Source organism: Actinomycetota bacterium (assembly GCA_023488435.1).
Lineage (GTDB): Bacteria > Actinomycetota > Coriobacteriia > Anaerosomatales > UBA912 > UBA912.
Map to the genome: position 1 here is coordinate 1 of JAMDCK010000025.1, position 20392 is coordinate 20392.

The window sequence follows — 20392 nt, forward strand, 5'->3', positions numbered from 1 at the left end:
ACTGCTCGAAATACACTCCGGAATCCGGGTTCTTCAGGCGCTCGTCGTCCAGGGTGAAGCCCTTGACGAGGTATTCGCGCAGGCGCTCCGTGGCCCAGCGGCGGAACTGCGCCCCGCGCAGCGAGCGCACGCGATACCCGACGGCGAGGATGGCGTCGAGGTTGTAGTGCTTGACGGCTCGCTGGACGTCCCGCGAGCCCTCCCGGCGAACTTGTAAGAATTCCTTACAGGTTGCCGCTTCCTCAATCTCTCCATCCGCAAACAGCGCCTTGAGGTGCAGCGTGATGTTCTGGGGCGTGGTCTGGAAGAGCTCAGCGATCAAGGCCTGGCTCAGCCACAGGCTCTCATCAGAGAACCGGCACTCGACGCGGGTGCGCCCGTCGTCGGTCTGATAGAGGATGATCTCGCCGGTGGGCTCATGCGGCCTTTCCATCGCTACAGGCTCCGCACGTTCTTGAGGTCGTGCTGTTCCAGGATGGCGGCAAGGTTGATCTTGGCCACGTCGTCAACGAAGGCACTGTCGCGGAACACGCAGGTGGTGTCGCCCGCTGGGGCGAGTTCCTTGTGCCAGTCGACGATGGTCTGCGCCAGCGGCTCCACCTCTTCTTGGGTGATTTGTGTTGCGAGACAGGCCAGCAGCACACCGCCGCCGATGCTGTGCACGGCCTTGCCTGCAACGGTGCGGGTTTCGATCGGGACGCAGAGATCGAGGCCCAGCTTGAGGAGCAGCTCGTAGAGGATGTCCTGCTCAGTACGGTCGGTCTTGAGATGATCGATGGAATCGAGTAGCGTCTGGTCGAGGTCCTCGCGGTCCGGTTCCCACTCTTGGATGTTACTGGAGTCGAGCTTGAACACGCGGAAGCCGAGGTCGCCAGCGAACAGCGGACTCTCGTCCCTGATCTTATTAGCAGCGCGGCGAAGGCGCTCTTTGGTGAGCTCGGCGATAGTGCGCGGCTTGCCTAGGCTATCGCAGAAGTCTGCGGCGACTTTCTGGTCCTTGTTCTCCGGATCGAGCGGCTCTGGCAACTGGACGAGAATGTAGCGGCGATTGCCCCCGTCTGCGGCGTTCTGCGCCATGACCGCGTGGCCGGTCGTACCGGAGCCTGCGAAGAAGTCGAGAACGATGTCTTCAGCATCTGCCGCCTGCTCTGCAAACAATCTGATGAGCTGCACCGGCTTGGGGAATGAGAATACACCGGCGTCCATTAGAAGGTTGCCTTCTCTTGTCCCATCGCTCGTACTGGTCTCGGTGATGACTGAGCTCATGTTCTTGAAGAGACTCCGCATCTCGTTCAGAAACAGCTTGTGGCGAGGTCTCCCGACCCCAGAGTGCGGCCACAATATCCGACCCTCTGCTATCTTGGTCAACATGGTCGCCTTCTCATATCGCCAACCCTTGGGCGGGCAACCGTAGTTTAAGCCAGTCGCCGGATCAACGAGGTCGTAGTGCAGGTTTGGCCGTGCGGCCCTAGTGGCCAACCCAGTCACGTCGGCGCTACGCCAAGGCCCACGTGAATCGTTGTCGGGATTTGAGAACTTCTCTAAGTCTTTCTCGGTTCCACGTAAGGCTACATCGTCGCCGCGAGCGTAACAGAGCACGTACTCATGATCCGTCGATACTCCTGTTACAGCGCGAGTGTCTTCGCTAACCCGAGACTTCCACACCAACTGAGCGATGAAACACTCTTCTCCGAATATCTCATCGCCCATTCTTCTCAGACTTGCAGACTCTCCATCGTCGACACTGATGAAGATGAATCCCGGATTGCTAAGAAGCATTCGGGCTGCCTTCAGCCTCGGATACATCATATTCAACCAGTCTGTATGGAATCTCCCGCTGGCTTCGGTGTTGCTGCTGATCTTCGCCCCGCCATCCACCTGGCCGGTAAGCTCCATGTAATTCCGGATGTTATCCTTGAAGTTGTCCGGGTAGACGAAGTCCTTGCCTGTGTTGTACGGCGGGTCGATGTAGATGAGCTTGACCTTGCCTGCGTAACTCTTTTGTAGCAGCTTCAGCACCTCTAGATTGTCGCCTTCGATCATCAGGTTCTGCGTGGTGTCCCAGTCAACGCTGTCCTCGGGCGCTGGGCGCAAAGTGCCGGTGGAAGGCGTGAGCGCCAGTTGGCGGGCGCGTCGCTTGCCGTGCCAGTTCAGGCCGTACTTTTCGGCGGCATCGGTGACTGTCTTGTCGCCCACCAGTTGCTTTAGCACGTCCACGTTAACTGATGCGCCGTCTGGCCCCTCGGTGACCAGCTCGGGAAAGAGCGCCTTGAGCCGCTCGACATTTTCGGCGACGAGGTCGGGGCTCTTGGTTTCGGGGTCGGCAGCGGTCAACTTCTTCATCGAATCCTCACTCTTCATAGTCTCGCGAGCGTGGCGGCCCTGTCGGCCTCGGCACACCTCAGTTCCAAGTTGAGTGTAACTTGCCTGGGGCCTACTTCCCGTTCATAGCGACCAATCGCAAGCGGGCCACCTCCGCCTCGAGTCGGGCGGATCTGCGCATCGCTTGGTGCCTCGTTGCTACCTGATGATCAGATGACCGTCGCAAAGCGGTCCGTCACCCAAAGTATACTGGTACTGCATGAACAACGGGGTGCTAGCGGCGATAGGTTTCTCCTGTGCATGCCCCCCTTCGGCCGAACCGGACAACCCGAGTCTACTTTGCTGCTCTGACATTGGCCGACAACCGAGATAGCCATCCCTGATTGTGAGGGCGTAACCGCGAGCGTACGCGCTACAACGCCGTCCGCCCAGCCGCACCTCCCTGAGCAAAGTACCTACTATGTCGTCTGCTCAATGCGCTCGCTGAACTGACGTTAGCCGAAACCGAGCATCTCCTTTGTCACCTCAACAGCAGCCATCTTGAACAACTCGAAAGACGTGCTCCCGACCGTGTTCGCAACCCAGGACTTCGTTCTATTCCACACGGTGTCGTTGCGCACAACATCCAGATACTCGTACCCTTCCCAGGTGATTCGCTTGACAAGCGCCTGTCCGCCGCCACTCTTGTAGTAACTAACGGCTGCCTCAATGTAGCCAGCGTCCCTGAGGAGTTCGATGTGATGGAGTACGAATGCGACATTGTGCTCCCCGTCAACTAGCTTACTTGCATCGAACACTGAATCATCTGACGCCTCAACTGTCATCAGAACCTTGCGGACGAAGTCCATATCACGTTTCATGTTTACCCCCTTAAGCAAATCTCGCACTGCCCAAGGTCTTTAGTACCCGCTGCAATACGAAGCTCGATACTGACTCGAATCCGGGGCTGCCCCGCGTCCAGCATTAGCTGCTGGACGCGGGGGTTAGCTGTCATCTTCCAAGGAAGGTTCATACCACCCGCCACATATCATACAGCTGCCACCAAAGGCACTTACTGCATTGCCGCCGCACTCAGGGCACATGGCAATTGGCTCCCCCGCTCCGTCTAGACGTTGCATTGCTCTGTTCTCATGATGCTCGATGTACTCGGAGAGCTCGTCTAGGAGGATCTGCCAAGAGTCATCGTCTTGGAATGGGGACGCGAGATCCAGTTCGAGTTCCGCCTTTGCAAAGTCGACGGAAAAACTCAGCGCATAAGCGACAAGATGGCGCGCGTCCGAAGAGCCCGATGCCCACTCGTAATGCTCGATTGCGTTTCGCGTGACCCTCAAGTTCTTCAGCATTCGCTGATCCTTGTCGCTCAAGTCAATTCCTGCGAGAGTTCTGAGCCTGTCAACCGCCGTTGAGGAAGTAATGGTTCTGACATCTAGATTGGGGTATCGATCCACATTATCCCAAATGAATGCTGGGTGGACTCTTCTAAGTCGTTCCTTCAGAAGGAGCTCTACGCAGTGAGCTGCCGCGAGGATTGAACGTTTCAACTGTGAAGGTTCGAACGGGCTATCATCGAGGACGAAGAGGTCCACCGCTTGCGCGAAGGAATCAGTCGCATTGTCCACAAGATTGAACCTAATCATGTCGCGCATTCGCTCCCTCGATACATAGGTCTGACAACACCTGCGACCATCCGCATGATACTCCACCCGAACCACATTACCCCCCGAAACTTTACACGCTACCTGAGTCCGCCTTCCGACCGCCGCGTCTGCTAGATGCGCGTATTAGGCGGTGCCAACGGGGTATGGGTTCATGACGTCAGTGAGAATCTCAAACACAACTAGCCTGATCGTAAAACGCTTGCGACCCGCCTTTAGAGCAAGACTAGTCAATGTCAGAGGGGTGTGTTAGACTACGCGCAGTTAAGGCACTGCGATAGGAGGAGCGATGGCTAACCAGTACCCATACGTCCCATCAGCTGGTCCCCTATTGAAGACGATTGAGCACCTCCGGCGACGCAGCTTCCCGAAGGAAGTCACGGCGGACACCCTCAGGAAGCTCGGGGTCGCACCGAAGAACGAGTCCTACGTCATCAACGTGCTCCACTTCTTGGGAGTGATCGACGACGCCGGCGTGAAGGTCGATGCGAAGACCGCCGCGTTCGTCCAGCACAAGGAGGATGAGTTCCAGAGAACATTCGAGTCACTTGTGAAGGATGCGTACGAGGAACTGTTCGAACTTCACGGGGATGGTGCGTGGGACATGGATCGCGCGAGCCTCACGCAGTTCTTCAGGACGGCAGATCATTCGAGCGAAGTCGTGGGCACGAGGCAGGCTGCAACGTTCTCAGCCCTTGCAAATCTCTCCGGTCACGGGACTGCCCCCGTGCAACGCGAAACCACTCCGCGACCTTCCGCGCCCAAAAAGGCGAAAACTACGAAGATGTCCTCTGCCGGAGCCCCCCAAGATCAAAAGGGCAAGGGGGCGACTACCACGACGGTCAACGAGAACTTGGAGTCGCGTGTCGGGTTGACCGTTCGAATTGAGGTGAACCTTCCGGCCGACGGTGACCAGCAGACCTACGACAGGATCTTCAGGAGCATCCGAAAGAACCTCATTGATGGTGAGTAGATTCGACCTGTTCGAACGGATTACGCGCCTAGCGCACCAATTCAGCGAAGCCGAGACTCCCAAAGCAGGACCTGACCATCCGTTCGATGCGAGGAACTTACATCCCGATTTGCCTTCAGACGTATCCGGGTTGTTCGACAACGGCCACTGCGCACAGGCGACATTCGAGGCGTTCAAGTATGTCGACGAGGAGATACAGCGTATCTCTGGGAATTCCGACTATGGGTCAAGTCTGATGATGAAGGCCCTCGGGGGCACTCCTCCCTCCGTGAAGCTCAACCCGGGTATGACGAAAAACGAGCAGAGTGAGCAGGAGGGATACAAGTTCCTGTTTTGCGGCGCGATGCTTGCGATTCGAAATCCGCGGGGGCATAAGAGTGGGATGACCGACGATCCAGACACGTGTCTTGATCACCTATCGTTTGCGTCGATGCTCCTCCGCCGACTAGATGAGGCCGGCCTTCGCTAACGTTCCGTCAAACGGGTGACACATGATCTGCAAGATACGGCCAGAATCCGCCTCGACTCGAGCCTACTTCGCACGCGGCATCTTCTTGCTACGACAGGAACTTCCAGCGAAAGATGAGATCGAAATCCGCTGAAGTCAGGTAGAACGGCAGCCGCTCGGCTTTCAAGCGACCGAGTGTGGCTTTCGGCTCCTCGGTGGCCTCCCAATCCGACGCCGACGTCCGCAGGTCTCGCAACTCCTCGGCTGTTAGCATAGATGTCATATCCCTCGACCTAACCCACGTTTGCGGATGAGCCGCAATGTACCGCACCCGCGACTTTGACCCCTGAGACTCCTTGGAACTCGGCGTATTGCTTGCTTAATCCGCTGGTTCGGCCAACCGATGTCCGTCCTTCCTGAGTCAGCCGTGGTAGAATGCCATCACACGGTCTTTGGTCGAGCAGCTGGGTACCCCACTTGGAAGGACTCGTGGTGGATAAGAAGGAAGTCAAGGATTCCTGGGGCAACGTCAAGTACACCGTCGAGAAGGACATTTGGGGCAACGAGAAGGTGTACGAGGGCGGCGGCCTGTTTGGCCGTGGACCACAGGTCGGTTCCCAGCGCACCGACATCTTCGGCACAACAACCGTCCGCGATAACGCGGACAAAAAAGTGGCCGACGACAGTGGATGGTTCAAGGATGGGCTGAACGTTCACGACTACGACCGAGCAAGAGCGTCGAACCAAGCTCGAGCGGCACCCGCAGCTTCACATCCGGGGCACCCAGTCCTCTGGCTACCCCGGATCGTACGGCAGGGGCACTTGGGGCGGATACGGCGCATCGTCCCGCAACGGTTCCCCGAAGACCATTGCCAAGGTGCTCGTTTGGCTGCTTGTCATCTTCGTGATTGCTCCTATAGTGCTGTTCAGCGCCATTCTCGCACTGGGCAACGCCAGTCTGGACCGGGAGGACGCTGCACGCACCCCCGGCCTGCAGAACTTCGAACCTGGCATCCGATACAAGGTCGAGGTTCCCCTGGGAATCTCCAGCGCTGACGACTGGCGTCATGGCACATCCTTGAGGAGTTCAGGCTATGGGACGTACCTCACGGCTCGCGCTAGCCTGATTCCACAACCCACGTACTTCGTAGCTGACTGGGACAGTCAGAAGGAGAGCGAGCAGACATACATGATCACCTTTGCGGACGACAAGTTCCTATGGTCGAATCCGGCGACGAGGCGCGATATCATATCTGCTGCTGTGGCTGCATGCTTCCCGGAGAATACGATTCAGAACCTGGACATCACCGGCAAGAGAATCGTCACAGACTACGTCCCGATAGAGGGTGATAGACTTGAGGCCAGACTCTGGGTCGAGAATGCTGACCTCGAAGGGCGGATTCTCGGGGTCTATCTAACCGATGGGGAACCGCGTCATATCACAGGACTTCTGTTCCAGATTGGCAGAACTTGGGAGTAGGCGCGAGAATCCCAACTCTGCACCCCAAAGCCAAGAAGGCACCCCGTCGGCTTGGCTTAAACGTTGTGCATGAGCAGAGGTCATGCGGTGCGCCTCTCTGCAACAGTCTACCTTGCGCCTTCTGCTCGATACACTTGCTGGGCTGCACTCCTTGCCACGAAGCCTAAGGCCTCGTCGTACAACCATGCTGTGAAATCCTTTATCAAACCTAGCACGTATATTGGGAATTCGGGACCAATCTCGATGGTTTCCATCGACGAGAGAGTGAAGCCGGGCAGGTTGTCGGCGAGCTGGCGCATCCGGTCACGACGGGACATCTCCCACATTCGGCCATCTGCGTGAACAAGGCAGTTGCGGATATCACGAATCTCAAACAGCAACGACCACACATCCGGGCCCTTGCATTGAAAGCCGCCTACGACCCCAAGATACTTGCGGCACCTCTCAAGTTCACCGCCACGTAGGTCCATCGGTCGCAATTGCGATTCGGTAATGTACTCGATCTGACGAGCTATTCCGCGCGCCTCTAGCTCTGCGAATGAGACCAGCGTGACCACGAATGAGGAGCGGAGTCGAGTGCGCACGGTTTCATCCCAGTGGAATGGGAAGTTCCACTCCCAGAAGTCTGTCTGGCGCTCAGGTGCCAACTTGATGAATCGCTCACGTAGCGAATCCACAGCTATTGATTCGCGATCGTCTACAAGCTGTTCCAACGCCTGGATATAGAAGCCCAAACCGCCCAGAGTGTGCTCGGCAATCTCCCGTAGCACATCAAAAGGCTCATCGAACTCCTCGCGGTCAAACGTCATCGGTCTTCCTCATTCGGCCCGACATCTCGGCGCTTCACCAGCGGCACGTTGACGAGCGCTTGTCTCCCGAGTCTACCATGCAAGGCTCGTCGGCTACGGGGCAACGCGCGACTTACGCCGCTGGGTTGCGCCTCTTGTCGAGCTCCCAAATGGCTAGATCGGTCTCCTGCGGCGACCAGCCAAGTTCGGCAGCTAGATTGCGGACTTCATGGAGATACTCCTTGTACTGCTGGAGTCCGAACACGTCGCGCTTGTTTCCGAACACCGCGCGCCAGCCTCTGAAATCGATGACGCAGAACCTGTCGGGCTCCACAAGCGCCAGAACAGCCGAGGCGACCGGTACTCCCACGCCTCTTAGCGCAGTCAAGAAGCCAACCTTCAGCTCCAGCTCGCGATCGCTGTCCGACTCGCAGACCGAGAAAGCCGCCGTGGTCGCAATGCGGTAAGCAGCCTCGGAGTTCGTGTCACGGAATGCCTTGCCGCGGTCGTATTGAGACCCGAGCTTCCAGACAAAGATGCGATCGATCTCAGCTGATGACAGGTAGAACGGCGACCGCTCGGCTTTCAATCGGGCGAGTGTGGCTTTCAGCGTCTCGGTGTTCTCCCAATCCGACGCCGCGGTCCTCAGGTCTCGCAACTCCTCGGCAGTCACCATTGACGACACTTCCTCGCGGTCGAGCGTGAGCGCACTTCCTAGCCCCTACCCGATCCCGTGCTCGCGATTCAGGGCCTCGATTCGGTCGATCCAGTACTGGCGCTCGCCATCCAAGGCCTCGCGCTCCGATCCAACATCTATCTCAATCTCGATCGGGAACCGAGTGCGCAGTTCGGCAGTTGTAGGAACGCCAGCCTCGATCCACCGGCGCACGCCGCGGGCGCCCGTGAACGAACGCAGGGCGTAAGAGTCGCCCCTCGTGCTCAGATGCAGGAAGCTGGATGGCTCCAAGGTCGGCGAGTAGATCAACGCCTTGGTTGGGGGGCCGAAGAATGCCCTCGGCAACTCACGCTTTGGTACCAAGACGGGAGTGGGCAAATGCTCCCACTCTGGTCGAATTGCCTCGCGCCTGCCCTGCTCAAACCCCTGCGCGAATGCTGTGCGCCAATCCCCCGAGAAATCGACGCTGAACTCGACTAGCTGCGGACGATCAAGCACGCAGAGGGCGAAGTGCACAACGTGGTCGGCTGCATCCGCGTGCGTAGCGAGGCGCGAGGCAGCTTCGGTCATGCTGTTCTCGATGCTACGCCAAGCCCCATCTGTGACCGATTCCAGCGTGTGGAACCACAGACCGGTAACGCCTTCGCGCAGCAACTTCTCGAAGTCCTTGCGATAGGCCTCTAGGCTGGCTGTTCCTGCCTTGAGCTCGATGTTCAGGCAGCGATCCACTTGGCGCAAAGGGCCGTATACAGTCACGTCTATACGAGCGCCCATCTCGGCCTGTCCGCCCTGTTGGTATGCCTCCCTGGTCGGCGTCTCTACCGAGTAGTTCACGCCATTCGCGGTCAGCCACTGGGCTATCAGGATCTTCGACTCCTGCTCGCTGACTCTCCTCAGGTTGTCGCGCTTCAGCGGAAATAGCAGGGACGGCGCCTCGGGCCGCTCGTGATAGACCGCCCACATCTGGGATGCTACTTCTCGGCACATCGATCGATGATCGAACACACGGGCCTCCTCGGTTGGCGATGGGCGCTTCGGGAACGCTAGCGGGCGGGTCGGACGGGCTTACTTCGGAAATCAGACTGAGGCGCGCGGTCGTGGATGTACGTTAGCCGGCTGAGTCTATCGGACTTGGCTCAGGTTTCATCCTGAGGTGAATGAAAGAGACCACCCAGGCACCGACCGCCGCGATTCCGATACTGAACGCGTTGCGCAGTAGCACAGAGGTCATGTCCACGGCGATTACTCCCCAACTCGCGGGCGGTATCGGCAATGCCTCTGCCGCGATGATCCGGTTGCCGCCGATCACGGCTATCGCCCCTGTGACAACTATGACCAGTGCGTCGACCGCGAACAGGGCGATCCAGGCAGGCAGGGCCGCGCGCAGTGAAGTTTCGCGTCAGGCCCATGACCAAGACGGCGACACCGAGCATCAATGCCGCCTCCAGCCAGAAGTACTGAGTGTGCTCCAGAAGGCGGAACGGAATCGTGAGTAGAACCCAGGTCCTGGACTCGGGGAAGCCCGCCTCGAACTCCCATCGTGCATTGATCGCCACCCGCGCCAAAAGAGCCAGCAGCACCGCAAAGATGGCTGCACCGCGTCTCGTACGGATATAGGTGCCTAGTGACATCGTAATCCCCTCATTTCGCGAACCTCTCGGCGTTTCACCTTTGTGCGCCTACCATTCGCCTTGCCGGATGCGCGGGTCGTGCAGGATTGCCCAGATGTAAGACGAGCCCCTCACGAGTGACGAAATCTCACCCGGGCCGGAGATGGGCACTAACTCCAGAGCCTTGGCGAAATCCGCAGCGCTCAAGACGAAATCCGTGCGGTCGGTGACGAGGGAGTTGCCGGACACCGTGTAAGTGAATGGCTTGCCGGATACGGTTTCGAACCGCTCGCCCTGTAGTGACGAAATCCTGCTCCAGACTGCCTGCATAGCGTATGCGTTCAAGGAATCCTCCTCCCTAACAATACTTATCCGTATCCGCATGGTACTTCAGTCGCACAACCTTGCGGTACAAGCCCCGGTGAAGGCGAGGCTCCCGTCTGTAAGCCTCGCAACCTTTAGCGATCACGTCGCAGGCGCTCGCTCCATTGCCTAGGATCCCTTCGGGCATGAAGACATGCCACGACCTCGACTGTCCCTTCTCTACTGATGAAAAACACGCCGTACGGGAATCGCCGGAGAATCGCACGGCGCATGTTTCGATGAATGACGGGGAACCGCTGCGGCTCCCTGGCGACATCCGCTAGACAGACATCGACCGAGCGCAAAAAGTCATACCCGAGACCCGGCGCCTGAGTCTCGTACCACAACGCGGCGTCAGTGATATCGGCCTCCGCGTCGGGACGTACGATCAGCGAATACATCAGGAGCAGAGCCGAAGGCGCTCTTCGATCCGTGCGCGAACCTCGTCCCACGGGACGCCGACGCCGGGGTTCGCCTCAAATTCGTCGAGACGACGGTCAAGCTCCTGAATCTCTGCCGACGTCAGTGGGATATCAGCACCGCTGGCGGCAATACTATCCCAAAGGTCTTCCACGAGCTGGATGCGCTCCGAGACCGACAGGCGATTGAAGTCATAGGCTGCATTGCTCATGGGTAAAGTTCGCCTCCTCAAGGTCCGCTCGGCAGCGGCCGAAGTTTGTATTGCATCAATACCCATTCCCTTCCGAATAATACTCCAAACGCTGTTACGGCATCACGCCTTCTTGCTGATTCACTCTACAAGGCGAAATCCTCAGCCCCCTCGGACTCTGCCTCTTCTGGTAGACCACGACAAGGTTGCGTGTGGGAAACCTCAGACAGCACTTCGGCGACCTCGCTGAGCTGCCGCACAACGTCTGAAACGACCAAATCGATTTCTCGTCCCTCAAGCACCCTGATTGCAAGCCAGGTACCACCCGCGCCCAGCCCATTCGGAATAGAGATGCACTCGTCAGTGCCATAGCGACGGGCCAGCGCTAGATCCACCGCCTCGGACGATTTCCAGTCCGGGGACCGGACCCACAGCCACAGTGGACTGCGGCCGTAACGATGCCACATGTTTGCGCTGAAGGAGAACTGACATCCATGATCCTGTAGCCAGATATAGTGCCCATACCAGCCTGAGCCCGCCATGGATTTCAGCCCCTTTTTGCTGGCGAATGATTCCTGCAACAAGCGTCCGACTGCCGCATCGACCAGGCTACTTAGTTGCACTACGTGGCGAGGAGTGGGTGCCGTCAGATCACTAAGCGTGAACGGCACGAAACCGCTGCTCTCCATGCGCGACGCAAGACCCGATAATTGCCTTAGGTCAGCGACCAGCGCAAGGTTACCCTCCGACTCAAGCGCTCCCCAGAGTTGCCGAAGAATGAAGCTCCAGCTTGTCAGAACCAATGTACGGCTGTCATCGATGCGACCGACCTTCAACTCCGGCTCGTCTCGAACCAACACGACCTGCGAACCCTCCGACTCCTGAGTGCGGCGGGTCAACTCGTCCCACAAGAGAATCGTGCGAGAGGTCGGCACAACGAAGCATAGGACGCCGCCATGTTCTGCGAGTCGATTCAAGTAGGCGGCAGGCTGCCTGTCTGTTAACGAGGCCCAGAACTTGTTCTCGAAGACGACCACCGGCTGACCATCGGCGTCTTGCGCCTCCAGGTCAGGACGAGATTCGTCGCCGCCTACGACTTGAGACCGAAAGGAGGCTATGGGGATTAGGCTCCTTCCCGCCCACTCCTCTGCGAGCCTCTGCATGTGATGCCGAGCGGCCTCTGACCTGGATAAAATGTACACCAGTCCCTCAGTGGCAACGTCCTCAGGACTTTTGGCCAGACGCAGGGCCAACTCTCCTAGTAAAGACTCCTCCGATAACGGCAGGATTCTCCTTTCGTGTCCTTACCCGGCGGCATCAGACGAGCAGCCCCTCATGGGGTGAGTAGCCTACTGTGATCCTGCTCCGATCGGCCTAGAGTCCCTCGGACTCGTTGAGCAACACTGCACACTCTTGCTTGAATCGCGGGGGATCCTCGACCGCCGTCTCGTAGACCGACTCGTGGTCAACAGAGATGTAGTCATGGGTCAAGACGTTCCGCATCCCGATTGCCAGATGCCCGTGTGACAACCGCTTGTATAGCTCCGGTGCAACGCGGCGAAGTTGGGCCGTGGCTTCACCGATGAGGATGAATTCGCGTTCAACTGCGGAGCGCTTCTCGCGAGATGCAAGATAGCCCTCGAGGCTCACTCCGACAAGGATCGACGCAATGGAGTCGCAAGCCTCGATGATCTCACGAAGATAGGCGGAGGCCTCACGCGGCATAAAGCACCTGCTTCGTTGCTTCAATCTCCCGCGCGATGTACTCGTTTCGCACTGCGCCGACCATCACGAGATCGACCTTGGTGCCGAGGAGCTCCTGAAGCTCTTCGAGCATGTCGAAGTAGGCGTGCATCTTCGCGTGGCCACCTATGGGCGCGAACTCAACCAGCAGGTCGATATCGCTCTCGCCAGCACGGTAGTCATCGCGGAGAGCTGATCCGAAGACGTAGAGACTCACCACGCTGTACTTGCGACACAGCGCAGCGAGAGCCTCCCTCTTGTTGTCGAGTACCGCGTCCATGTCCAACCTCCGCTAACATGGTACCCACCCCCGAACCTCTGGTCTAGTTATGCGGTCGTGGAATGAACATGTGCGCCCGGAGATCGCCGACATTCCAAGCAGCATTCCTAAGCAGCTTCGGCAGCTCGATCCTCGGCGTCATCATTTCGGGTGGACTGCCCTTGTTCGGTGTTCACCATCGGGATTCTTCCGTGCCCGCCTGCCCGATGCGCTTGTTAGCACCCCGTGACTCCCCGCCGATGCCGGTGCCTGCGCGATCCCTAGTTGGCGCAGGACACCTCATACCGCTCGTAGTAGCCGATCAGCGCGCCACCCTCATCCCTCACCGCACGCATGAAGACGCGCTCGCCCTTGCGGTCCGAGAGGAACACTTCATCCTCACCAGCAAGAAAGCGCTCTACGATCGTGGCGATCATCGCGTTGGACTCGTCGTTGTGGCAGTCGAAGATCGAGCGGCCCACCGCCGCCGGACGACCGGCGTAGCGCAGGTGAGCGGCCCGATTCATGTAGCGGATCACATGATTCAAGTCACAGAAGACGACGGCGTCCTTCAGGCTGTCGAGCAAGTAGTCGAGCCTGACATCGGTACTGGTCAAGTCCCCTCCCATGGGCCGGATGCCGACGCGTCAAGCTCACCGTGCTCGCGGTAGGTGGTGCTAACAACGCTTATGCCTATCCGCATATTACTCCAAGTACCCTTACATGCGGAATAAGGCCGCTTGTCCGAAAGCCTCCGCAGACAGGCCACCACGATGAGCCTAGGCCCATCGACTCTGTAATACGGGACGCGTGGAAACAAGAAGCGACGAAATCTACGGTGGGCAACCGGATGCGCCGCGCACGCCGATCAGCCGCGAAGCCGCCGTTTGGCTTCGTCCCAGGAAATGACTGCGGGGTCACCGCTGTCGAGCTCGTCGATTCTCTGGTCGAACACCTGCTGCTGCGCAGGGGTGAGACGCACCCCTTCAGGCTTGGCGCGGAGGTTGTCCGGAGGCAGCACCCACCCCTCCCGCGGGAAATGGCAGGTGTAGCCGTGCGGGTAGCTCTCCAGGTAGTCCTGGTGCTCGGGCTCGGCCTCCCAGAAATCGCCTGCCGGCTCGACCTCGGTCACGACCTTGCCCGGCCACAGGCCGGAAGCGTCGACGTCGGCGATGGTGTCCAGCGCGACCTGTCTTTGCGCCTCGCTGGTGTAGTAGATCGCCGAGCGGTACGACGTGCCTCGGTCATTGCCTTGCCGATTGAGCGTGGTCGGGTCATGGATCTGGAAGAAATACTCCAGGATGCGGCGATACGATATCTTGGCCGGGTCGAACAGGATCTCGATGGCCTCGGCGTGGGTGCCGTGGTTGCGGTACGTGGCGTTGGGGATGTCGCCTCCCGTGTAGCCCACCCGGGTAGCCGCAACCCCCGGGAGCCGGCGGAACAGGTCCTGCATTCCCCAGAAGCAACCGCCTGCCAGGATCGCTCGCTCCTCGGCCATTAGGCGTCCTCTACTTGGTCGAGGTATTCGCCGTAGCCTTGCGCCTCCATGTCGTCGCGATGGATGAAGCGCAGCGCTGCCGAGTTGATGCAGTAGCGCGATCCGCCGCGATCCTTCGGGCCGTCCGTGAACACGTGGCCGAGATGGCTGTCGCCATGGACCGAGCGGACCTCGATTCGCGCCATGCCGTGGCTGAGGTCCCGCGACTCGGTGACGTGCGCGGGCTCGATGGGCTTCGTGAAGCTGGGCCAGCCGCAGCCGGAGTCGAACTTGTCGGCGGACGCGAAAAGCGGCTCCCCCGAGACGACATCCACGTAGATGCCCGGCTCGCGATTGCCGAGATACTCGCCCGTTCCGGGCCGCTCGGTGCCGCTTTGCTGGGTCACGCGGTATTGCTCCGGCGTGAGCGCGGCGATGGCGGCTTCGGATTTCCGGTATGGCTTCATGCGATCCTCCGGGTTGCGCCTAACGATGCTTCGGGCTACTCGCATGATACTCCACATGCGCTTCCCATCCCCCGCTATCCCTTCCGAAGGATCGCCATCCCGCGGGCGGCATGGACGGGGGGCTCGTTCTCGTACTGGGTTCGCTCGTAGGCGTCTGCGCTGACGAGCACCGCCGATGCGCGTCCTCGCTGCGTGATCACGACAGGCTCGTCTCCGGGTTAGCGGTCAGCCAACCTTCTCGAGCCGCTCAGCGATCCACACCTTGATGATCGACTGCCGCGTCACCCCTAGACGACTCGCTTCACGATCGAGCGACTCGACCATCCAGAGCGGGAAGTCGACGTTCACGCGCTTCTGCTCCCGATTGGGACGAGTCGCCGAGGACAGGTCGAACTGGTCGATGACGTCCTCGACACCCTTGTCGAACTTCTTGTCCAACTCACTGGTTTTCATACGCTTCCACCTCCAGAGCCCGGGATCTCCTCACGGATATGATCCGGATTGTCTCGCCGCGATATGTGACGATCGCGGACCAGTGTCTGTCATCGATCATCCCGATGAACAGGAACCGCGGTTCAGTCTCTGAGCGGCTAGGTGCGCGCAACAGGTCGTCATCAAGCCAGAGCTCCTGCGCCTGGATGAAGCTGATGCCGTGTTTGGCCTTGTTCGCACGGCTCTTGGACTCGTCGAATTCGAACGTATGCTGCATCGCATCCCTCGCTCAGATACCAGTATAAAATATATATCTTTTTGGAGCTGTTGCCAAGCGAGGGTTGCCTGGCTGCCCAGCACTACTCGCCCCTACCCGCATGATACTCCACATGCGCCTCCCATCCCCCGCTACCCCTTCCGAAGGATCGCCATCCCGCGGGCAGCATGGACGGGGAGCTCGAGCGCATCGCAGGCGCTTGGCGATATCCTTCATTCGGCATCGCTCCACAGCTCGGTGTCCAGCCCCGGAACCCGCTCAAACTCGCGCAAGTTGGCGGTGACCATGGTGAGGCCGTGCGCGATACAGGTGGCGGCGAGCCACAAGTCATGCGGCCCGATGAGCGTACCTGCCGAAGAGAGGTCCGCCCACACACGAGAGTGTGCCCTTGCGGTGGCGAGATCCACATCGAGGATCGGGAATCTCTCCAAGACGCCTTCCACGAATGCCGAGCGCCGCATCCGCTGTGCGGGACGGGTCGCCCGGTGAACGCCATGCAGCAACTCGCTCGCGGTGACCACCGAGAGGAAGCACTCTTCATCCTGACGATTCGCGACGTGTGGGCCCAGGTCGAGACGGCCGCGCTCGGCTTCGATGAGGATACTCGTGTCGATCAAGACCGCCACGGGTCAGCGACCTCCTCGCGCTCGAGCTCCTCGCGCGCAGCGTCCAGGTCGGCCGCGAAGTCATCCGCCTCGGCGCCGAGTCTGGGGACGGAGGCGAGCAAGCCCGGCAACTCGCCAAGGCGCTTACCTGTGGGAACAGGCCTCAACTCGGCGACCGGTCGACTGCCGCGGACAAGCACGAATGACTCCCGGCGATAAGCGACCCGATTGACGTAATCGGCGAAGTGACGGACAACTTCGGTCACTGTGAGGTTCTCGGCCATCAGAATCATCTCCAATCTGATAATCAGATTACATGATAATGCGTGTCCGAGCAAGTTGACCCTACTTAGCCCGTGATTCAACCCACTACGCTGGATCATCCGGAATCTGCGCGTCGTGCCAGACGCCTACGACCCAGACCACGTCCCCTTGAAGCCTGTAAAAGAAACGATACCTGCCGACAAGGACCTCCCGAAAGCCAACCTCCGAAAACTCAGGAATCGCTCGGCCCGACTCAGGAAAGCGGATGAGACGCTTGAGCGCATCCGCCGAACGAGCGCGGAACGCGCGTGCTGCCGACGGTCGGTCCACATGAATGTGTTCCACTGCAGCCAGGAACTGGGATCGCGCCCTGGGCGTGAAATCGATCCTGCGGGTCACGGACGCTCCAGCAACGCATCCGCCTCAGCCATGACGAGGTCGATGTCGTAGCCAACCCCGGCCTGTATCTCGACTTCACCCTGCACGAGAATGCGCAGAATCTCCAGTTGCCGCTGCGTGCGCTCGTAGGCACCAGCGCTCATGAGAACTGCCGAAGCGCGCCCGTGCTGGGTGATGAAGACGGGGGCCCCCGTGACCGACGCCTCCCGCACAATCGAAGACGCATCCTGTCGGAGCTCACTGATAGGAACGATGTTGGGCATTGCGCTCATTTGCGGTACCTCCTTTGGTACCATAAATACTACCACAAGAGACTCCACAGCGTGTACATCGAGCGAACCCGCTACGACTCCGTGTCGCCGACCCGCTCCAGTACGCAAAATGATGCTAGCACCATGGTACCCCAGGGTGAGCAACCCCCCGAGTCGCTCGCTGCCCTACTGCGCGGCTCTTGCCCTCGCCCAGCGCCATGCTGCGAGCCCCACGCCCGCCACCAGTAACGCGAAGCTCCCGCCCACAAACGCCCACTTCGCCGTCGTCACGACTCCTGCCAGCACGTCCACGACTGGCGTCGGGTCCGGGTACCGCATCATCACCGCCGAGGTGGCCATGTTCTCCAAGTAGTCCAGCAGCATTCCCGCGACCGGTGCCAGATTCGCGCGCTGCCACGGGCTGTGTGGCGAGAATGCCTTGCCGTACACCCAGCTGATCGCCGTCCCGAGGAACAGCGTGTAGACGAGCGGCCAAATCAGGTCGAAAGTGAACCGCGCCCTGACGTAGGCCTGGCGCCCGTCCTCGCCATACGCCGCCGCCATTTCGTAGAGATCATCGGCCGTGTAGAAGAGCGACAGATCGGGCGAGCCAGCAGCCCCGGCGTACACCTCTGCCTCTGCGGCTTGATCCGGCAACACCGACGCCGTGAACAGCAGGAAGATGACCAGGGCAAACAGCGCCACTTGGCCGGTCGAAAAACGCTGGAGTCGATCAGAGAGCTGCATCCACATCGGTTGATCTCCACATGCCACCAAGAGCCTACTCGTAGTGAGACCACATCCTAAGCACCTTCACCACCCGCTCCTCGTCGATGACCTGGTAAACGAGCCGGTGCGTGATGTTGATGCGCCGCGAGTACGCCCCGGCAAGGTCGCCCACGAGCTTCTCGTAGGTAGGTGGATTCTGGTACGGATTCGCCGCGATCACGCCGAGTAACGCCTGCGCCTTGTCCTTGAGACCTGCGGCGGCCAACTTGCGCGCGTCCTTCTGCGCGGCTTTCGTGTATACGAGTCGCCAGCTCACCAATCGAGCTCATCTTCGAGCTCGTCGGCCGAGGCGGCCATGCCCTCGATGACCGAGTCGCGCATGCCGGGGATCGAGACGAGGTAGAGCGTCTCCTGGACGGCGCGCCAATCATCCTCGCTGACGAGGACCGCGCTACCGCGCTTGCCGGTGATCTTGATTGGCTCATGGGACTGCTGCACTTCATCAACGAGCCTGTAGAGCTGCTTGCGGGCCTCGGTGGCGGTGAGACTGGTCATGGTGGCGCTCCCTTCACGTACGTCATATCGTACGCATAGAGGCCGCTCGTGTCAATCACACTGCGGGAGCCTAAACCGCAATCGTATGTCGGCGGACTTCGAGGTCGAGTCGGCCACCCAGCTCGTCTGCGGCGACATCCAAGTCGTAGTCCGCCTGTAGGCCGAGCCAGAACTGCGGGGTCGTGTCGAAGTAGCGCGCGAGGCGCAGAGCAGTCTCCGCGGTCACGCGGCGCTTGCCGAGCACGATCTCATTGATGCGCCGGGGCGGGACGCCAATGCTCAATGCGAGCCTGTTCTGGCTCAGGCCGAGCGGCTTCAAGAACTCCTCGAGCAGCACCTCTCCGGGGTGCACTGGCGCAAGCATCTTGGTCTTCATGGCAGGCCTCCTCTCTAGTGGTAGTCGACGATCTCAACATCGTGCGCATCGCCGCTGTCCCAGACGAAGCACACCCGATACTGGTCGTTCACTCGGATGCTGTGCTGGCCCTCGCGGTCACCGGACAGCTTCTCGAGCCGATTGGCCGGCGGACTGCGAAGGTCGTCGATCGCATGAGCGTTGTTGAGCATCCGCAGCTTACGCAAGGCCACTGACTGGATGTCACCCGGCAATTTCTTAGAGAACTGCCGTTTGAACACCTTTTCGGTCTCAGAGTCTGCGAACGACTTGATCATGGTTGCATGGTATAACGCGTTGCGTCATACGTCAAGCGTTATGGGCCGCCTTCAGGCTGAGCTCGATGCCGAAGGTTCCGCTGCGGGATCGCGGAGTCCATCCGCTTCGCACCGCAGCTCGTAGAAGAAGCGGACGATTTCGGGTGCGTCTGTCATTTGACCGGCCATCCGCTGGAGTGTCCGCTTGCCGACGCGCCGGTCCATCAGGGCCAGGCACCGACGAATCGTCGCCGTGTGGAGATGGTCAGGTGCGTCTTCTACACCGTCTAGGCTTTCGCGAACCGGTCGGGTCAAGTAGAAACCTGCGGCGACAATGAAGTCCCACTGGCCGAAGTCGGCGGCATGAGGGTCGTAGTCAGGCGCCGGGATGCACCGGGACGACTCGTCATCCCATCGGACACAAGCACGCATTCCCTTTTTGATGCTACAGAAGTTCGTGACGGGCGCGCCATCCACGAGCACCTCGGCATGACCGAACGAGTCGTGGGCCTTGCGGTAACTGGTCACCGTGAAGTCGACTCGGTCAGCTAATGATGGCGCAAGGAAGGACTTGAGTTCCTTCCGCATCCGCTGCCAACTGCTGAAGTGAGGGGTCTGCGTCATGCCACCGAGTCTATCACGCGCGGTACCTCGCCGTGTGTAACGCGACGGTGACGCCACGCCTCTCCCCACCCGAAGTCAGCCATCACCTCATGGGCTGGCGGATTACGGTCTTCCATCTCGCCGAATCCACTCTGCGGATGTCCGAGAGGTAGATCTCGTGATGCTTACCCGCCAGCTCGCGCCCTGACCTGCCGATGAAATCATGGATTCGCTGGATGACCGGCTGCTCCTCCGAGAACGGCCCGATGTGCAGCATCTGCGCTGCTGGTCCCTCAGCGTAGGTCTCCAGACGAACCTTGGGGAGTGCCGGTGGATCCTTCTTCTTGCGGAGTGCGGCGACGGCCTCTTCGAACAGCTCCCGGGTGACGAAGTGCGGTTGCATGATCATCATGGTCCACTGCCACCTTGAGCGGTTGCCTGTGGTGAAGTCCGCCATGTCGGCCGCCCACCACAACCCTTCCAGCGGCATGACGCCGTAGTCGATGGCCAGCGGACCTCTCTTGACGCTGAACTTGATCGCATACGACAGGGCGAAGAGCGCCTGCACGGCCTCGGCATAGGCCTGCGATGTGTTCGGATCGCCCTGTCCGTCGACCATCAGGAAGCTCATGGCAGGGACATCGACGGCCGCGACCTCCTTGGCGGACGGCAGATAGAGGTGCCTCAACTCCCGCTTGAAATCGATCTTCTCCATAGGGTCCCTCGCCACTCCCTACCGCTTGGGGCGGAAC

35 protein-coding genes and 1 pseudogene are annotated in these 20392 nt (G+C 59.7%); 4 read left to right on the plus strand and 32 right to left on the minus strand.

All coding sequences use genetic code 11. The features are described 5' to 3' along the window. From M1617_03855 to M1617_03870, 4 genes are all read right to left on the minus strand, one after another. A partial coding sequence (locus M1617_03855) for a virulence RhuM family protein (GenBank protein ID MCL5887425.1) occupies positions 1-433 on the minus strand: 433 nt, incomplete at its 3' end. 2 nt (positions 434-435) lie between these two features. Beyond that, positions 436-2343, minus strand: a complete 1908-nt coding sequence (locus M1617_03860) for a site-specific DNA-methyltransferase (GenBank protein MCL5887426.1) — start codon at positions 2341-2343, stop codon at positions 436-438. Positions 2344-2816: 473 nt separating this feature from the next. Next, complete coding sequence (locus M1617_03865; GenBank protein MCL5887427.1) at positions 2817-3182, minus strand: DUF2513 domain-containing protein; 366 nt, start codon at positions 3180-3182, stop codon at positions 2817-2819. Between the two features lie 123 nt (positions 3183-3305). After that, the gene (locus M1617_03870; GenBank protein ID MCL5887428.1) at positions 3306-3968 is read right to left on the minus strand and encodes a hypothetical protein; all 663 of its coding nucleotides are present in this window, start codon (positions 3966-3968) and stop codon (positions 3306-3308) included. A gap of 298 nt (positions 3969-4266) precedes the next feature. Between M1617_03870 and M1617_03875 the strand changes: the two genes are divergently transcribed. Together M1617_03875 and M1617_03880 are read left to right on the plus strand one after the other, a co-directional pair. Continuing rightward, positions 4267-4950 carry a DUF5343 domain-containing protein gene (locus M1617_03875; protein ID MCL5887429.1) on the plus strand — a complete coding sequence of 228 codons (684 nt, stop codon included), beginning with the start codon at positions 4267-4269 and terminating at the stop codon, positions 4948-4950. Between the two features lie 109 nt (positions 4951-5059). Continuing rightward, on the plus strand, positions 5060-5419 hold the full coding sequence (locus M1617_03880; protein ID MCL5887430.1) for a TIGR02391 family protein: 360 nt from the start codon (positions 5060-5062) through the stop codon (positions 5417-5419). Between the two features lie 88 nt (positions 5420-5507). Here M1617_03880 and M1617_03885 read toward each other — a convergent pair whose 3' ends face one another. Continuing rightward, positions 5508-5681, minus strand: coding sequence for a hypothetical protein (locus M1617_03885; GenBank protein ID MCL5887431.1), 174 nt, complete (start codon positions 5679-5681; stop codon positions 5508-5510). Positions 5682-5839: 158 nt separating this feature from the next. After that, the gene (locus M1617_03890) at positions 5840-6115 is read right to left on the minus strand and encodes a hypothetical protein (GenBank protein MCL5887432.1); all 276 of its coding nucleotides are present in this window, start codon (positions 6113-6115) and stop codon (positions 5840-5842) included. A gap of 160 nt (positions 6116-6275) precedes the next feature. Here M1617_03890 and M1617_03895 point away from each other — a divergent pair, with 160 nt between their 5' ends. After that, entirely contained in the window at positions 6276-6878 is a 603-nt protein-coding gene (locus M1617_03895) for a hypothetical protein (GenBank protein ID MCL5887433.1), read from the plus strand. Positions 6879-6985: 107 nt separating this feature from the next. On the opposite strand, the gene M1617_03900 is transcribed toward M1617_03895, so the two are convergent. The 3 genes from M1617_03900 to M1617_03910 all read right to left on the minus strand — a co-directional run bounded on the left by M1617_03900 (position 6986) and on the right by M1617_03910 (position 9347). Further along, positions 6986-7687, minus strand: a complete 702-nt coding sequence (locus M1617_03900; GenBank protein MCL5887434.1) for a hypothetical protein — start codon at positions 7685-7687, stop codon at positions 6986-6988. 112 nt (positions 7688-7799) lie between these two features. Continuing rightward, complete coding sequence (locus M1617_03905) at positions 7800-8342, minus strand: hypothetical protein (protein MCL5887435.1); 543 nt, start codon at positions 8340-8342, stop codon at positions 7800-7802. Between the two features lie 45 nt (positions 8343-8387). Continuing rightward, the gene (locus M1617_03910) at positions 8388-9347 is read right to left on the minus strand and encodes a hypothetical protein (protein MCL5887436.1); all 960 of its coding nucleotides are present in this window, start codon (positions 9345-9347) and stop codon (positions 8388-8390) included. Positions 9348-9499: 152 nt separating this feature from the next. Between M1617_03910 and M1617_03915 the strand changes: the two genes are divergently transcribed. Then, positions 9500-9838: a hypothetical protein gene (locus M1617_03915; GenBank protein MCL5887437.1), complete on the plus strand. Its 339-nt coding sequence runs from the start codon at positions 9500-9502 to the stop codon at positions 9836-9838. 183 nt (positions 9839-10021) lie between these two features. Here M1617_03915 and M1617_03920 read toward each other — a convergent pair whose 3' ends face one another. From M1617_03920 to M1617_04030, 23 genes and pseudogenes are all read right to left on the minus strand, one after another. Further along, positions 10022-10297, minus strand: a complete 276-nt coding sequence (locus M1617_03920) for a virion tegument protein (protein ID MCL5887438.1) — start codon at positions 10295-10297, stop codon at positions 10022-10024. 113 nt (positions 10298-10410) lie between these two features. Continuing rightward, positions 10411-10716 carry a type II toxin-antitoxin system RelE/ParE family toxin gene (locus M1617_03925; GenBank protein MCL5887439.1) on the minus strand — a complete coding sequence of 102 codons (306 nt, stop codon included), beginning with the start codon at positions 10714-10716 and terminating at the stop codon, positions 10411-10413. Beyond that, on the minus strand, positions 10716-10946 hold the full coding sequence (locus M1617_03930; GenBank protein MCL5887440.1) for an addiction module protein: 231 nt from the start codon (positions 10944-10946) through the stop codon (positions 10716-10718). Before M1617_03930 ends, M1617_03925 begins: the two co-directional genes overlap by 1 nt. Positions 10947-11071: 125 nt before the next feature. Next, positions 11072-12178: a hypothetical protein gene (locus M1617_03935; protein ID MCL5887441.1), complete on the minus strand. Its 1107-nt coding sequence runs from the start codon at positions 12176-12178 to the stop codon at positions 11072-11074. A 121-nt stretch (positions 12179-12299) separates the two neighbouring features. Next, positions 12300-12650 (minus strand): DUF86 domain-containing protein, encoded by a 351-nt coding sequence (locus tag M1617_03940; GenBank protein ID MCL5887442.1) that lies wholly within the window; start codon positions 12648-12650, stop codon positions 12300-12302. After that, entirely contained in the window at positions 12640-12948 is a 309-nt protein-coding gene (locus M1617_03945; GenBank protein ID MCL5887443.1) for a nucleotidyltransferase domain-containing protein, read from the minus strand. Before M1617_03945 ends, M1617_03940 begins: the two co-directional genes overlap by 11 nt. 260 nt (positions 12949-13208) lie before the next feature. Next, positions 13209-13544, minus strand: a complete 336-nt coding sequence (locus tag M1617_03950; protein MCL5887444.1) for a PAS domain-containing protein — start codon at positions 13542-13544, stop codon at positions 13209-13211. Positions 13545-13939: 395 nt separating this feature from the next. Beyond that, positions 13940-14428 (minus strand): annotated as a pseudogene (gene msrA, locus M1617_03955) (peptide-methionine (S)-S-oxide reductase MsrA). Continuing rightward, entirely contained in the window at positions 14428-14874 is a 447-nt protein-coding gene (gene msrB / locus M1617_03960) for a peptide-methionine (R)-S-oxide reductase MsrB (GenBank protein MCL5887445.1), read from the minus strand. Before msrB ends, msrA begins: the two are co-directional and overlap by 1 nt. Positions 14875-14948: 74 nt before the next feature. After that, positions 14949-15074, minus strand: a complete 126-nt coding sequence (locus M1617_03965; protein ID MCL5887446.1) for a type II toxin-antitoxin system Phd/YefM family antitoxin — start codon at positions 15072-15074, stop codon at positions 14949-14951. 25 nt (positions 15075-15099) lie between these two features. Next, the gene (locus M1617_03970; GenBank protein MCL5887447.1) at positions 15100-15327 is read right to left on the minus strand and encodes a BrnA antitoxin family protein; all 228 of its coding nucleotides are present in this window, start codon (positions 15325-15327) and stop codon (positions 15100-15102) included. Beyond that, a complete protein-coding gene (locus M1617_03975; protein MCL5887448.1) occupies positions 15314-15583 on the minus strand; it encodes a BrnT family toxin in 270 nt (89 codons plus the stop codon). Before M1617_03975 ends, M1617_03970 begins: the two co-directional genes overlap by 14 nt. Positions 15584-15795: 212 nt before the next feature. Then, a complete protein-coding gene (locus M1617_03980; protein MCL5887449.1) occupies positions 15796-16209 on the minus strand; it encodes a type II toxin-antitoxin system VapC family toxin in 414 nt (137 codons plus the stop codon). Then, entirely contained in the window at positions 16197-16472 is a 276-nt protein-coding gene (locus M1617_03985) for a type II toxin-antitoxin system Phd/YefM family antitoxin (GenBank protein ID MCL5887450.1), read from the minus strand. The genes M1617_03980 and M1617_03985 overlap by 13 nt, the downstream gene beginning before the upstream one ends. Positions 16473-16557: 85 nt before the next feature. Next, entirely contained in the window at positions 16558-16851 is a 294-nt protein-coding gene (locus tag M1617_03990) for a type II toxin-antitoxin system RelE/ParE family toxin (GenBank protein ID MCL5887451.1), read from the minus strand. Next, positions 16848-17123: a type II toxin-antitoxin system Phd/YefM family antitoxin gene (locus tag M1617_03995; protein ID MCL5887452.1), complete on the minus strand. Its 276-nt coding sequence runs from the start codon at positions 17121-17123 to the stop codon at positions 16848-16850. The genes M1617_03990 and M1617_03995 overlap by 4 nt, the downstream gene beginning before the upstream one ends. 165 nt (positions 17124-17288) lie before the next feature. Continuing rightward, positions 17289-17849 (minus strand): hypothetical protein, encoded by a 561-nt coding sequence (locus M1617_04000; GenBank protein MCL5887453.1) that lies wholly within the window; start codon positions 17847-17849, stop codon positions 17289-17291. Positions 17850-17883: 34 nt separating this feature from the next. Next, positions 17884-18147, minus strand: coding sequence for a Txe/YoeB family addiction module toxin (locus M1617_04005; GenBank protein ID MCL5887454.1), 264 nt, complete (start codon positions 18145-18147; stop codon positions 17884-17886). Next, positions 18144-18386, minus strand: a complete 243-nt coding sequence (locus tag M1617_04010; protein ID MCL5887455.1) for a type II toxin-antitoxin system Phd/YefM family antitoxin — start codon at positions 18384-18386, stop codon at positions 18144-18146. Before M1617_04010 ends, M1617_04005 begins: the two co-directional genes overlap by 4 nt. A gap of 70 nt (positions 18387-18456) precedes the next feature. After that, on the minus strand, positions 18457-18762 hold the full coding sequence (locus M1617_04015) for a HigA family addiction module antitoxin (protein MCL5887456.1): 306 nt from the start codon (positions 18760-18762) through the stop codon (positions 18457-18459). 14 nt (positions 18763-18776) lie between these two features. Then, positions 18777-19058 (minus strand): type II toxin-antitoxin system RelE/ParE family toxin, encoded by a 282-nt coding sequence (locus tag M1617_04020; protein ID MCL5887457.1) that lies wholly within the window; start codon positions 19056-19058, stop codon positions 18777-18779. A 51-nt stretch (positions 19059-19109) separates the two neighbouring features. Further along, positions 19110-19625, minus strand: a complete 516-nt coding sequence (locus M1617_04025) for a hypothetical protein (GenBank protein ID MCL5887458.1) — start codon at positions 19623-19625, stop codon at positions 19110-19112. Between the two features lie 118 nt (positions 19626-19743). After that, positions 19744-20355 (minus strand): GyrI-like domain-containing protein, encoded by a 612-nt coding sequence (locus tag M1617_04030; GenBank protein ID MCL5887459.1) that lies wholly within the window; start codon positions 20353-20355, stop codon positions 19744-19746. Positions 20356-20392: the final 37 nt, after the last annotated feature.

Coding starts and splice junctions, on each gene's coding strand:
- M1617_03860 (MCL5887426.1), bottom strand. CDS start 2,343: ATGAAGAAGTTGACCGCTGCCGACCCCGAAACCAAGAGCCCCGACCTC.
- M1617_03865 (MCL5887427.1), bottom strand. CDS start 3,182: ATGAAACGTGATATGGACTTCGTCCGCAAGGTTCTGATGACAGTTGAG.
- M1617_03870 (MCL5887428.1), bottom strand. CDS start 3,968: ATGCGCGACATGATTAGGTTCAATCTTGTGGACAATGCGACTGATTCC.
- M1617_03875 (MCL5887429.1), top strand. CDS start 4,267: ATGGCTAACCAGTACCCATACGTCCCATCAGCTGGTCCCCTATTGAAG.
- M1617_03885 (MCL5887431.1), bottom strand. CDS start 5,681: ATGACATCTATGCTAACAGCCGAGGAGTTGCGAGACCTGCGGACGTCG.
- M1617_03900 (MCL5887434.1), bottom strand. CDS start 7,687: ATGACGTTTGACCGCGAGGAGTTCGATGAGCCTTTTGATGTGCTACGG.
- M1617_03905 (MCL5887435.1), bottom strand. CDS start 8,342: ATGGTGACTGCCGAGGAGTTGCGAGACCTGAGGACCGCGGCGTCGGAT.
- M1617_03915 (MCL5887437.1), top strand. CDS start 9,500: ATGAAAGAGACCACCCAGGCACCGACCGCCGCGATTCCGATACTGAAC.
- M1617_03925 (MCL5887439.1), bottom strand. CDS start 10,716: ATGTATTCGCTGATCGTACGTCCCGACGCGGAGGCCGATATCACTGAC.
- M1617_03930 (MCL5887440.1), bottom strand. CDS start 10,946: ATGAGCAATGCAGCCTATGACTTCAATCGCCTGTCGGTCTCGGAGCGC.
- M1617_03940 (MCL5887442.1), bottom strand. CDS start 12,650: ATGCCGCGTGAGGCCTCCGCCTATCTTCGTGAGATCATCGAGGCTTGC.
- M1617_03945 (MCL5887443.1), bottom strand. CDS start 12,948: ATGGACGCGGTACTCGACAACAAGAGGGAGGCTCTCGCTGCGCTGTGT.
- msrB (MCL5887445.1), bottom strand. CDS start 14,874: ATGAAGCCATACCGGAAATCCGAAGCCGCCATCGCCGCGCTCACGCCG.
- M1617_03970 (MCL5887447.1), bottom strand. CDS start 15,327: ATGAAAACCAGTGAGTTGGACAAGAAGTTCGACAAGGGTGTCGAGGAC.
- M1617_03975 (MCL5887448.1), bottom strand. CDS start 15,583: ATGCAGCATACGTTCGAATTCGACGAGTCCAAGAGCCGTGCGAACAAG.
- M1617_03985 (MCL5887450.1), bottom strand. CDS start 16,472: ATGGCCGAGAACCTCACAGTGACCGAAGTTGTCCGTCACTTCGCCGAT.
- M1617_03995 (MCL5887452.1), bottom strand. CDS start 17,123: ATGAGCGCAATGCCCAACATCGTTCCTATCAGTGAGCTCCGACAGGAT.
- M1617_04000 (MCL5887453.1), bottom strand. CDS start 17,849: ATGCAGCTCTCTGATCGACTCCAGCGTTTTTCGACCGGCCAAGTGGCG.
- M1617_04010 (MCL5887455.1), bottom strand. CDS start 18,386: ATGACCAGTCTCACCGCCACCGAGGCCCGCAAGCAGCTCTACAGGCTC.
- M1617_04015 (MCL5887456.1), bottom strand. CDS start 18,762: ATGAAGACCAAGATGCTTGCGCCAGTGCACCCCGGAGAGGTGCTGCTC.
- M1617_04020 (MCL5887457.1), bottom strand. CDS start 19,058: ATGATCAAGTCGTTCGCAGACTCTGAGACCGAAAAGGTGTTCAAACGG.
- M1617_04025 (MCL5887458.1), bottom strand. CDS start 19,625: ATGCGGAAGGAACTCAAGTCCTTCCTTGCGCCATCATTAGCTGACCGA.
- M1617_04030 (MCL5887459.1), bottom strand. CDS start 20,355: ATGGAGAAGATCGATTTCAAGCGGGAGTTGAGGCACCTCTATCTGCCG.